Here is a 12,465-nt window from a genome sequence, read left to right as displayed (position 1 = left end):
ATTTAGTCCTTGGGAGGCGAAAACAGTACGCTGAGTCTTTGCTTAACAGAGAGTGGTTTGCCAAATGCGGCAGACCACATTTCTCGCCATTCATGAAAGGTGACGGTAATTGGGTTAAAACTGTGGATCGGTTTGGTAATACCATAGCGTACAGGCTCGATTTCTGGCTCAAAGGTGCCAAACAGTTTGTCCCAGATGATCAATACGCCAGCGTAGTTCTTGTCGATGTATTGTGGGTTGGTACCGTGATGAACACGATGGTGAGAAGGCGTGTTAAAGATGAACTCAAGTGGCCCCAAGGTTCGAATCCACTGGGTATGGACGAAAAACTGCAACCCAAGGTTGAGTAACACAACGAAGATGACCCACTTTGGCTCGAAACCGATGATTACAAGCGGCACCCAAAACAGCCACATGCCTGCGAGCGGGTACATTAAACTTTGCCGAAATGCGGTGCTGAAGTTCATGTTTTCAGAGCTATGGTGTGCAACATGGGCTGCCCACATCCAGCGAACTCGATGGCTTGCTCGATGAAACCAGTAGTAGCAAAAATCTTGCAATATCATTAGTGCGAGAAAGCTAAGCGCCGTCATCGAAATATCAAACAAGCGCCAATCAAATAACCAAAGATATAGATTGGCGATAACTAATCCGGTAAGCAGATCGGCTATTTGGTGCATTCCTGCCAACGTAAAGTTACATAGTGTTTCTGGTAATGAATAGCGTGAGTTTTCTGGCAGTTTTTGCCTGCGTTGCCCCAGCCAATACTCCGCAAGCATACAAAGAACAAACACAGGTGCGAGAACGATCAACAGCCATTCTGGGTGATTGACTAAACTATCGACTGTCATTTTTACTTCCTCCTACCAACGCGCAAAATGGTCTTCCGTTAGCCCTAACACGTTATCGAGTGTATGAACTTGACCACTGTTATCTTTAAGTGTGCCTGAAAAGTGACCGATGAACTGACGAAAGTTACTTTTGAGCAGCCAAAGGTTTAGCTTTTCACTGCGTTTGTTTTTCGGCGTAAATAGCAGATCGACTTCTCCTGATTCTGAAAACAGTCGCCAATCACAGTGAGGAGACGTACGTTGAAACTCAAAGTGGACTGGACCGAGTAAGTGTCGTTGACCGTTGACCCACATAGCGTTTTCGCAGCTGCCGGTTTCGTTAACGCCCGCCGCGAGGTTTAGGCCAAGTGTAGCGCCAGCACTTTGTGTGCTGATGCTAGCCCAGCGCCAACTCGTTTCTCGACGCATATAACCCGCCGAAAAATCATAACCCGCTAAGGCGCTATCAAGCTTGATTGGTAATCCGTTGATAGTGAGCTCTCCTGTCACACTCAGGGCATTGTGTTTCGCAGTATACGTCCAACCTGAATAGCCTGTTGGCGTGCACATCGACAGTGGCTTGCTGTCTGGTGGGGCGGTTAAAGAGAGGCGGGCTTGAATGGCAGAAGTGTTGATTGAAACCTGCCAACTAGCGTCAAGAATGTGAAATTGGATTCGCTTTCCGGCAATCCAACTGGTGCCTTGGTACGGGGAATCAGACATTTGCTTATCAAAGTGAAGAGGACGAAGCCAGTTTTCTTCGACCATTCTGTCTTCATTAAGGTCGTAAACGTAGCAAAATGCCGATCCAAGATAGCGGATATCAGCGATAGCCACGCCGATCACAAAGTGGTCGACAAACACGCTGACAAATTGAAATTGCTTGTAGGCAAAGTGTTTGCTGAGCGATCCGACGGGTTTATCCATGTCATTCAGGCGTTCATAGTGCTCAAGCCCCAACTTTTTCGGGATACCGTTGATTTGACCAAATAGAGGACGACCATCCTTATTGATCAATGTCTCTGGGGCTGGAAAAAGATGATGCTCTCGCATGAGTTGATTTTAACCTTTTGTTCACATTTCTATTATTCTTGCTTGAAACTTGCCTTTTTGTGAGGTCATATTCGGACATTAAAGTCATCTTGATCACTTTAATTCAACTTGATGCCTAAGGAGACATGTCTTGCAACTGATCGCCCAGTATCTCGCGATGGATCACCGCAGCCAGCTCGGTACATTGGATATTGCCTTGTTAGTTCGGGCTTTGGAGTCAAAAGGCGCTGACCTTCCATCGTTGTTGGCGCAGCAAGGTATTGCTGAATACGAGTGGAGCCGAAGTGAGTCGACATTAAGCTATACAGACAAGCTCAGATTGTTTCACGCGGCAGTGCAATTGTACCCAAACGAGGGGCTAGGATTGCTTGCGGGTAGACAAATGGATTTACATCAGTTCGGCGTCCTTGGCTATGCGATTCGAACCAGCCCCTCAGTGTTGGATGCAGTGAAAACTGGCTTTAAATATTTGAGGTTGAATGGTCCACTATTTACAGTGCGATTGACTGTAGATGGCGAACGCGCGGCGCTGCAGATAGAAGAGGCGCTCGACATTAGTGAGTTGCTGCCATTTTGCTGTGAGTTTTTTCTCGCCGCAGTCGTGTCGATATATCGCCAACTTACGGGGCAGGCAATGCCGTTGATCCAACTCTCCTTGCCGTATTCCTCCCCGATTTATTGCCATCAGTATCGGTCGGTATTTGAGTGCCCTGTAAATTTTAACCAAGCAAACATTGAACTGATTTTTCCGCGTTCAGCGCTTGAGTTGCCAGTTGCTCAATATGATGCGGTGGCTTTGAGACACTCACTGCGCTCTTGTCAGTCAATTGTTGAGACACTTGAATCACCTCAGTCGCTTGTTCAACAGATCAAATCTCGCTTTTATCAACAGCCAATGACGCCGCCGTCTTTAGAAGAGCTTGCTCAAGATTATGGCTGTTCTTCTCGGACGATGAGGCGAGAGCTTGCCAAGTACGGTGTCACGTATCAAGCGCTTCGCAATGAAGTTATGGCCAGCTTGGCGACCGAGCTACTACTGCAAACGGAACTTACTGTGGAAGAGATTGGCTATCGTTTAGGGTATAGCGATGTCGCCAATTTTCGCCGTGCATTTCGAACCATGACAAAACTTACGCCTTCGAGTCTGCGTAGTACCCACGTGCAAGGGGAGGCCAGCTTTGAAGTGACTCGAAAAGATTTTTTACGTGCTACTTAACATGACAAAAATGTTGGAAAGCAAACGATGCTCTAACAAAGTTTGATATTAATTCGTCAGATAAATAAAAGCAGCCTGCTAGTTTTGTGTTGTCCATAGTTAACTACTTGTTTTTGAGTAGATTGTCAGCACATTTAAGGATGAATTATGAAATCGAAGTTAAATATCGCACTGTTGAGCCTAGGGGGGGCCTCCGCGCTTTTCTCGTTCAATGTTCACGCTCACGGCTGGGTGGAGTTTCCGAATGCCCGTCAAAACATTTGTTATGAAGATGGCGGGTTCTGGACCAATGAAATTCCAAATTCAGCATGTCAGGCAGCGTTTAATGAGTCTGGCGCGTATCACTTCGTCCAGCGAAGTGAGGTTGCCGCGAACGTACCTAACTATCGCGATATGGCCCATGTTAAAGCGATCGTTCCAGATGGCCAGTTATGTTCAGCGGGCGATGCAGCGAAGAAAGGGTTAAGTATTCCGTCGACGCATTGGCAGCGCACGAATGTCAATCCGGATGAAAACAACCAGATTGAATTGGTCTTTTTTGGCAAAGCGCCTCACAACCCGTCTTACTGGGAGTTTTACTTAACCAAACCAGGCTACGATGAAACGCAACCTTTAACGTGGGACGATTTAGAACTCATAGATACAGCTGGCGATGTGCCTGTCGATGCTGAGAAGCGCTACCGAATGAAGGTCACGTTTCCTGCAGAGCGCACAGGTGATGCCATTCTTTATACGCGTTGGCAACGTATTGATGTAGCGGGTGAAGGCTTTTACAACTGTAGTGACATTACATTGAGAGGAAATGGCACCACGCCGCCAACGAACCCCGGAGAGCCAACAGATCCAGGTAATAATCTAACGGCTCTAGGTTACTTTGTTCCTCAAGGCTTTGGACCTGTAGAGGCTGGCGACACTGTGCGTTTCCGCACCTTTGATGCATCAGGTCAGGAAATTGTTGATATCAATCACCCGATTGGTGCAACCAATACAAACACATGGGCGGCTGAGCTGGCGGATCAATTTAACGCGCAGCAAACGGGCGATTGGTATGTGGGTATTTGGCATCAAGAGATGAACCACTATATGTTCGACTCATCAAATATTTACGCTAATCAAGTGCTAGCACCAAATGGGACATACAGCTATGCGCTGTCATTGATTAAAGCGGATGTACCGCCGGTTGAGCCGGTCAATCAGTGGAAAAAGGATGCGGTTTATACTCAAGGCGACACCGTGACTCATAACGGTAAAGAGTGGACGGCGCAGTGGTGGACCACAGGAGAGGAGCCTGGAACCACGGGAGAGTGGGGCGTGTGGCGCTAATACTAGACGTCAGTGACCATTAAGCAAACTGCCAGCATAGCTGGCAGTTTTAGGTTGGATTAATGGCTAACGAGCGTTAGTCCACTCGGCAGTGCATCACCAAAGACCCGCTTCGACTCGCTCTCAGACAGCTCTTTGACTTCTTCAACCAGTGATACCCAAGATTCAGGTACCTTGCTTTGCTTCAGCTTGGTGAGAACTTGTTCACGGTAGTCGTCTGAGATGTCGAATAGGCGGTCGCCCGTCTTACGACAAATCATTACGGCTGCGAAGGCGATCATTGGCTCTTTCTGCCAGTTCTGCTCAAGCAGTTTAGGTAACCACTGTTCCGCTTGTTCACGAGGAATGACATTGTGCTGGCTACCATAGAGAGGCGTACGCGATGCCAAACGACCCATAGCCCACCAGTGTGCTTGCTCGAACTGGTTATGGTTGATGGCTTTGCTCAAGAACCAAGTCGCCAATAGAACTTTGTCTTCGACTTCTAGGTGTTCAAGCGATGCCGCTAATCGAACCATGGATTCATAACCCATATCTTGTGCTGCTTTGGCGGATTGTGGGTTCTTCATCGCACCCGGGTGTAGGTATTTAGCGATATCCGCCAAGATGGTCTCTTGCTGCTCTTGGCTTAGGCCACCTGCGATACGACGCCAGAAGACCCACCAATCTGTCCAGCCTTGGTGGTTTTTAAACTGGATACCTTGCTGATAAAGTCCCCATACTTGCTCAATACGCCATGAATCCGTGGCATCACCAAATCCCGGCCTTAAAGAGAAGCCAGCCAAACGCAGCCAGTTTTTCTCGTGTGGTTCGGAACGACGCCGACGCTTGCGGCCCTGCGCAAACGCATCAAATAGTTGACGTAAGGTCGTGAAATCCCATTCATCGCGCTTGCCAAGTTTTTTCTCAAGATCTTTGGCTAAGGTTTTGATCTCTTTACCATCAGCGCTTTTTTTATTGCCGCTGTAGATTCGACCGATCAGTTCTTTACACTCATTGAGGCGAGGGTGCAGTTCGACCTGATCGCCTTCCTCGGTCTGCTTGTTACGAACTTCGAATTCCAGCTCCCAACGTTTGCTATCGTCTTCTGCGCTGACACATTCCATCTTAAGTGTGCCGACTTCGGTCAACTGACACGCCAGTTGCACTTCTACACGCTCTTTCTGGTTGGCTTGCAGCTCGGCGCCTTCACCTTCAAGGGTGGTGATATAAGGCGGAAGAGGAGCAAATAAGTCAGGATCAACGTCCACCATCACACCGTTTTGAATGGCAGTGTTATTGGTTAAGGTATCGTGGGTAGAAGTCAGCAGGTTAAAGCGAACGGGTTCACCTAGGGTAAGCGAGAAACGACGACCACTTAAGCGGATCTCGTGTCCTTCTTCTGTACCTTTTGCAAGCAAACAGAGCGCTTTGCCCATCTTGTTCTTTTCTTGAAGATGCAAGAAGTAAGAACGCGCAGCACCCCCACCAATTTTTAGCTGTGCACCACGACGTGCTTTACCAAACGCTACAGCACCTAGTGCAACAGACCAATCTGGATGTGGGTTATCTAATACCGTAACCGGAGCACCGCGCCAATCGGACAGTAGGGTAGTGACTCGCTCAGTCACAAGTTCACTATTGAATACACCACCATTGAGTAGCAAACCGACTGGAATGGCATTTTGTTTGTCGTCTTCGATACCAAGAGCGGCACGAGACACTTGCTGATGCGTCGTTAAGAACTCGGCAACGTGTTTGCTCACTGCTGGGTCAGCAACATATGGAAGACCAAACTCGACAACCGCGCTACGGCGTTTGTCTGGTACTTCACTGAAATCAGAAAGCGGGAAGAAGCCATCCAAAGCGATTTGGTGCACTTCTTGTTTGCTCAGCCCAATACTCTTTGTTCCGCCAAGAAGTTTCGAGCCGCTGCCCAGCATGGTGATCTTCACTTCTTCAGGTGCATTCGCTGAAAGCAAGTTTTCTTTCGCTTTGCGAGTTTGCTGAATCAGCTTAGTCAGGCTTGCTGCAGTGAGCTTTTTACTCTGGTTGAAACGGCTCTCTGCAAGGTGCGCTAATGCTAAGTCGAGGTTGTCACCACCAAGCATCAAGTGTTCGCCTACGCCAATACGATCAAGGGCTAGCTCATCTTGAAAAGAGAAACTGGCTTCAATCAAGCTTAAGTCGGTAGTACCACCGCCCACATCGCACACAAGAATTAGTGGCAGCTCTTTGAGCTCATCAGCTGCGGTTTGCTGGTGGCGCGCATACCAGTCGTAACAGACCGCTTGTGGCTCTTCGAGCAGGACGATTTTCTTTAAACCTGCCAACTCAGCGGCTTCAAGCGTAAGCTTACGAGCGGTTTCATCGAACGATGCAGGAACGGTCACAACCACATCTTGGTCTTCTAGCTTGTTGCTAGGGTGTCGATAGTTCCACGCTTGGCGAATATGGTTGAGGTAGCTTGCGCTGGCAATGACGGGAGAGACTTTATCTACGTCTTGCGCGCCCGCCCAAGGAAGAATGTCTGAGCTACGATCCACTGCTTGGTGCGATAGCCAGCTTTTAGCACTGGATACCTGACGTCCTTCCACCTTAGCGCCTAATTCACGAGCCCATTCACCCACGATCACATTACTAATGTCGCCAGAAACAGGTTCGTTTTCCCAAGGGAGTGTCAGGTCAGAAGGGGAGATTTGACCAACCGCAGGATGGTAGCGGAAAGAGGGCAGCAGTGGCTTACGAACCACTTCACCCGGACCAATCAATTGGTCGATGTCGAATAGGGATACTTCGGATTGTTCAAGGTTGTCGGTGATTTCACAGTACGCCACCACAGTGTTAGTGGTGCCAAGGTCAATACCAACAAGAAAACGAGGAGATGCCATACAAACCTTCGTGTATTTAAAAACGGCACCCGATTGGATGCCGTTTGATTTTCTATTTATTCTTCTTCGTTTGAGTCGCTTTTCGCGTCTTCGCGCACATCGAACTCAACATGCCATTTTTGACCGTTATCAGCGGCAATGGCTTCTAAGTAAAGCGTACCAAGCTCTGTGACGCGAGAGGCTAGGGTTACCGGAACCACTTCACCTTCACGGCGACCTTCAGATACAGGCAGCGTTACTTGAATTTCCGGAAGCTCTTCAAGCTCTTCTGGTGCCCAGTAGTCTAGGTGAGTACCCGCTAGGTCATCACGACGAACGGTTGAGCCGAAGAATTGGAAGTTAACTGGCTGACCAATGATCAAACCAAACTCTTGGCTTGGTACGTCAACGCTTGAGCCTTCTTCCATACCAAATGGTGCAACACACAGTGCTTCCATTGGAGGCGCCATGCCCGGAATCGCTGGCATCGCACTTTCGATACCCACGTAGTACGCCGAAGCAATACCACCACGGATACGAACGCCTTGACCACGACGTACAGAGCCGTAGTAAGCCGCACCGCTAGCAACCGCAAGGTCTAGATCCACACCTGTTAGGCGTTTCGCCATTTCTGCATCTGCTTCAAGTAGCCATTCGTTGATCGTGTCTTCTAGACGAGTTGCTAGAAGTTTCGATTTCAGAACACCACCGTTAAATAGGATGGCGGTTGGCTTGATGAAGTCAGCCGATTGCGCAGCATCCGCACCTGGCATACCAGGCATGTTAGCGAATGGATTGAAATCTTGAGCTGCTGCTTCTGCGCCATTTCCTGAAGCAGAAAGAGCATTGGCTTGCTTAGACAAGAACGCAGCAATGTGACGAGTAATGCCTGCATCTTGCGCGTAAGGCAGACCCATTTGCGTTAGTGCACCACGGTTACGTTGAACAGGGTGGTCAGTAATCGCAACTTGAGGGAAGAAGCCGTCAACCAGTGTTTGTTGTACTTCTTCTTGAGTCAGTTCTGTTTTCAGTGTTGCGCCAAGCAGTTTAGAACCACGGCTTGGTACTACGATTGGCACTGACTGAAGCTCGCTGTCGTTCAATAACGCTTCTTTCGCGTCACGACATGCGTGCGTCATTGCCTGAACTTGCCATGGCTGTAGCTCTTTGCCTTCTTGCGCTAGCTTCATCTTCAAGCGGTACGCAAGTGCAAGGTCCATGTTGTCACCGCCAAGTAGGATGTGTTCACCTACCGCGATGCGGTTCAGAGTTAGGTTGCCGTCGTCTTCAGTTACTTCAACCAAAGAAAGGTCGGTTGTACCACCACCGATATCGACCACAAGTACGATGTCGCCAACTTCAACTTCGTCGCGCCATTTGTCGTTGCTGTTATCAATCCAGTTGTAAAGCGCAGCTTGTGGCTCTTCGAGAAGCGTTAGGTGCACAAAACCAACGTTGCGTGCTGCTTCTGCTGTTAGGTCACGAGCGGCAGGATCGAAAGAAGCTGGAACCGTGATGGTTACGTCTTGATCGGCAAGGTTGTGGTTTGGATTGGTGTGATTCCAAGCGTCTTTTAGGTGCTCTAGGTAAAGCTCTGTTGCGCGAAGAGGGGATACTTTTTCCACTTCTTCTGGGCTACCTGCTGGTAGGAAGGCATCACGACGGTTCACACCTGCGTGGCAAAGCCAAGATTTCGCACTTGCAACAAGACGAATTGGTGTTTTTGAACCTAGGTTACGTGCAATCGCACCAACCAGAGCTTTTGGCTCGCTAGACCACGGAAGAACGCGTGATTGCGGGTTCATTTCGTGTTCGTGTGGTTGGTATAGGAAAGAGCCTAATTGGCTGCGAGTCTCTACCGTGCCCGGCGCAGCCAACTGCGGGATAGGCATCACTTCAACGCGAGCGTCTTCGTCGTGTGTATCAACAAAAGACATCACACAGTGCGTTGTACCTAAGTCGATACCAACACTGAATTTAGGCGTCTGTTGAGTTTCAACAGACGCTTCTTGGGAATGGTTTTCTTGGTTCATGTGTTCCATTACAGCTCAACCTCAGCTGGAGCGATCACAGATGCATCGTAGTTCTCAGCCAGTTTAGGCAACGTCATTGATGTTGCTTTCCAACCTTTGTGAACGAGCGTGCCGTTGAATGGCGCGCTGCCTGTTACGTTGCCAGTTAGGCGGATTTCTTGTGGGTTGAAGCCTTCTTCAACCGTAATGCGAGTTTCTTCGTCTTCGTTACGAACGTGCGCAAGTGTTACGTAGTCGTTTAGTACTTTCTGACCGCCAGTGTGGATTACGCGAGCAGCTGCGCCTACTTCTTCATCAGAGAATGACGTTAGGTCTTCTTTTAAGAAGTCAATCAGACGAGCTTCTTGTTGCATGATAGAAAGCAGCTGCATTGCAGAATCTGTAGATGCAGTAGCAAGTTTCGATTCAACTTCTACAACACGTTCTACGACTTTCTCAACTTCCACTACTTTTTCTACTTCCACGATCTTCTCGACAGGCTTCTCAACCTCGACGACTTTCTCAACCGGTTTTTCTACTACTTTTTCGATCACTTTAGATTTGCGTGATACCGCGATCAAAAGAAGCAAAACGCTCGAAGCAGCGAGGCCTGCGTGAAGCATATCGAACGTTTGAGGAATCATTTGTAAATCGAATGTCATGACATTTCTCTTTTGTTTAGTTTTAGGAGAGATTGGCTCAATCTCTGCTTTGGCTTATTGCCGAATTATTCTGATAAATTGGGGCGAATAGTAGCATATTCAATGCAGCGCGCTGCTAGAATTGAGCCTAAATCTGTGTTCATTGGATTTAATTGCGCTGTTTTTAATCACTTTCTTCCCCATAAAACCTTGAATGGTGAAGCAGGCGCCATTTTTTCTGTCTAGGATTCAATAACACTTTATGTTGCTGATTGTATAAGGCTAAGATACTCAGGCACTCTCGCCAGTAATGAACTCTCAGTTATTATGCTCTTAGGAACCCAAAAGAAGATTCTCTACCCGCTTATTGCGTTTTTAGCCACGACATTAATAACTTCGCTGGTCGTTTATTATTCCTACAAGTCGCAGCTTAAATACAGTAGTGCTTTGTTTAATAATCTCGCCCAGCAGCAAACAGAAAATTTGTCTCAAGTGCTGACGAGTGATCTTCATTTCATCGGCGCAGGCGCTAACTTTTTCCATGCCACTAAGCCTGAAAACTGGGGACAATTTCACCTTTTTGCTGAGGAGTTGGTTTCTTCTTCGGATACATTAATTGGGCTGCAGTGGATGCAGCGTGTCGAAAAACAAACACTGCCTGAATATCTCGATAAAGTCCGCCAGTCATACCCAGACTTTGAGTTGTATACCGTACCAAAAGATGGTCCCAAAACGTCTGGCTACATCATGCCAAACGATGAAGACATTTACGTTGCGACAGATATTTATCCTCTTAGCGATACAAACTTAAAACTACTTGGCTTTTATTCTTCTCGCCTGCGGTTCCAGCTTATCCTTGATGGTATTCGTGCAACGGGTGAGCCAAACGTTTCAGACAAAGTACGTCTGTTGCAAGATGGCCTTGATCGCACATTGGAGAAAACAGGTTTACTTGTCTACCATCCTGTCTTTGATGGAAACTCGTCAGAGCGCTTAATTGGCGTCGTGATCGGAGTAATTCGAACGACTCGCTACTTCGAGGAGCTAATAGAACGGACGGCATCAGGCCAGCAATTGTTGGTCAAGGTGACGGATTTAGGGTTCGACGCGGAAGATGATCCAATACTTTACGCCAGTAAAGGATGGGAGAGCGAAGCGGGGCTTCAAGTCAGTAAAAAAATTGCCTTGCCGAATCGAGAGTGGATGATTGACTTTAAGTTGGCTAGCCGCGTAACCAACAATGATCGTATTGTTTTGCGTGGTATTGCTTTAGGTGGCTTGGTAATCGCTTGTTTGCTCGGCTACATCGTGTTTCTTCAGGTGAGAGAAAAAGAACACTTATCTGTATTACTTGATGAGCGAACTGAAGAGCTGCAATTTTTGGTCAACCATGATTCGTTGACTGGGCTGCTCAATCGAAGAGCATTCAGCAAAAAGCTAGACCAGTTAACCAAGGACGACGCCTGTTTTGCGTTGGCGGCATTTGATATCGATAAGTTCAAGACGCTCAATGATAGCTTCGGTCACGTGGCTGGGGACGAAATGCTGATTCATGTGGCTAACACAGTGGCGGAAAGTTTGCCTGAAGCCGACTTGCTCTATCGTATGGGCGGAGATGAATTCTGCATATTATCAGAGAACACAGATCCGACTGCTCTTTCTGAGCAGCTAAATGCGATAGGTCAACGGGTGGCTTCGTCATATCATCAATATGATGTTAATCAGATTCAGTGTTCATTGAGTATTGGTGCCACAATAAGGACGACAGAGTCCACAGAGGACATCCTCAAGAAAGCCGATACTCAACTTTATCGGAGTAAAAAAGCTGGGCGTAATCGTGTAACGGTTGCAGAATAACTAATCATTTAATCGGGCAAAGTTCGAATTGTGTGTGAATCTCATGTAGAATCGCGCCCTTTCAAATAGTTTCAAGTAAGGCAAGTGATGAACCATAACCGTATAGTTTGTTTCGATTTAGAGATGTGCTGTTGGAATGAAAACGGTGTCGGTACGACAGGTGAAATCATCGAGGTTGGGTTGGCAGAAATCGATCTTGTTAAAGGCGAGATTGTTAAACGCGCTCAATATTACGTGAAACCAGAGCAAGATGAAGTGTCACTCTTCTGCGTAGAACTGACGGGTATCACGCCGAGAAAAGTTGAAAAGCAAGGCCGCCCACTCGAAGAAGTCCTCAAATCTGTGGTGAAAAATTTTGGTGGGTCGAACAAGATCTTTGCGTCTTGGGGGCGAGATGATGTCGTCTTAGCGAAAGAGTGTGAAGCGAAGGGCATTGAGATGCCGTTTAAAGAGTTTATCAACCTCGCTACGCTCTATCGCATTCAAAATCGCCTGAAAGACAAGCGTATTGGCCATAGAGCTGCTCAAGAATCGAAAGGCATAGAGTGGGAAGGGCGTCAGCATTCGGCCTACGTTGATGCCTACAACTTGGCGAAATTAGCGTTGACGATGCTTTAGAATGAACCATGCTTTAGAGAGTAAAAAAGGGAGCGATATGCTCCCTTTTCTATTTAAGTTGATTTG

The 12,465-nt window shown here is 47.7% G+C and carries 9 protein-coding genes; 4 read left to right on the top strand and 5 right to left on the bottom strand.

The genetic code is table 11. The features are described 5' to 3' along the window. Positions 1-2: 2 nt before the first annotated feature. Positions 3-851: a sterol desaturase family protein gene (locus tag OH458_RS00925; protein WP_269976974.1), complete on the bottom strand. Its 849-nt coding sequence runs from the start codon at positions 849-851 to the stop codon at positions 3-5. A 12-nt stretch (positions 852-863) separates the two neighbouring features. Further along, a complete protein-coding gene (locus OH458_RS00920) occupies positions 864-1,883 on the bottom strand; it encodes a DUF2804 domain-containing protein (protein ID WP_269976973.1) in 1,020 nt (339 codons plus the stop codon). A 130-nt stretch (positions 1,884-2,013) separates the two neighbouring features. Between OH458_RS00920 and OH458_RS00915 the strand changes: the two genes are divergently transcribed. Together OH458_RS00915 and OH458_RS00910 are read left to right on the top strand one after the other, a co-directional pair. Further along, positions 2,014-3,099: an AraC family transcriptional regulator gene (locus tag OH458_RS00915; protein WP_269976972.1), complete on the top strand. Its 1,086-nt coding sequence runs from the start codon at positions 2,014-2,016 to the stop codon at positions 3,097-3,099. A gap of 147 nt (positions 3,100-3,246) precedes the next feature. Beyond that, positions 3,247-4,422, top strand: coding sequence for a lytic polysaccharide monooxygenase (locus tag OH458_RS00910; RefSeq protein WP_269976971.1), 1,176 nt, complete (start codon positions 3,247-3,249; stop codon positions 4,420-4,422). Positions 4,423-4,481: 59 nt separating this feature from the next. Here the strand turns inward: OH458_RS00910 and OH458_RS00905 are convergent, their stop codons facing one another. The 3 genes from OH458_RS00905 to OH458_RS00895 are packed head-to-tail and all read right to left on the bottom strand — an operon-like array spanning position 4,482 to position 9,945. Then, complete coding sequence (locus OH458_RS00905; protein WP_269976970.1) at positions 4,482-7,292, bottom strand: Hsp70 family protein; 2,811 nt, start codon at positions 7,290-7,292, stop codon at positions 4,482-4,484. A gap of 56 nt (positions 7,293-7,348) precedes the next feature. Continuing rightward, positions 7,349-9,313: an Hsp70 family protein gene (locus OH458_RS00900; protein ID WP_269976969.1), complete on the bottom strand. Its 1,965-nt coding sequence runs from the start codon at positions 9,311-9,313 to the stop codon at positions 7,349-7,351. Beyond that, a complete protein-coding gene (locus OH458_RS00895; protein WP_269976968.1) occupies positions 9,313-9,945 on the bottom strand; it encodes a DUF2760 domain-containing protein in 633 nt (210 codons plus the stop codon). The genes OH458_RS00900 and OH458_RS00895 overlap by 1 nt, the downstream gene beginning before the upstream one ends. Before the next feature lie 306 nt (positions 9,946-10,251). On the opposite strand from OH458_RS00895, the gene OH458_RS00890 reads away from it, so the two are divergent. Together OH458_RS00890 and OH458_RS00885 are read left to right on the top strand one after the other, a co-directional pair. After that, positions 10,252-11,781 (top strand): sensor domain-containing diguanylate cyclase, encoded by a 1,530-nt coding sequence (locus OH458_RS00890; RefSeq protein ID WP_269976967.1) that lies wholly within the window; start codon positions 10,252-10,254, stop codon positions 11,779-11,781. An 87-nt stretch (positions 11,782-11,868) separates the two neighbouring features. Next, positions 11,869-12,399 carry a 3'-5' exonuclease gene (locus OH458_RS00885; protein WP_038134275.1) on the top strand — a complete coding sequence of 177 codons (531 nt, stop codon included), beginning with the start codon at positions 11,869-11,871 and terminating at the stop codon, positions 12,397-12,399. Positions 12,400-12,465 lie beyond the last annotated feature (66 nt).

This window comes from Vibrio sp. MarTm2 (assembly GCF_027587055.1).
Classification (GTDB): domain Bacteria; phylum Pseudomonadota; class Gammaproteobacteria; order Enterobacterales; family Vibrionaceae; genus Vibrio; species Vibrio sinaloensis_D.
Note: the sequence above shows the minus strand (reverse complement) of the source record. Positions and strands in the feature narration are given on the sequence as shown.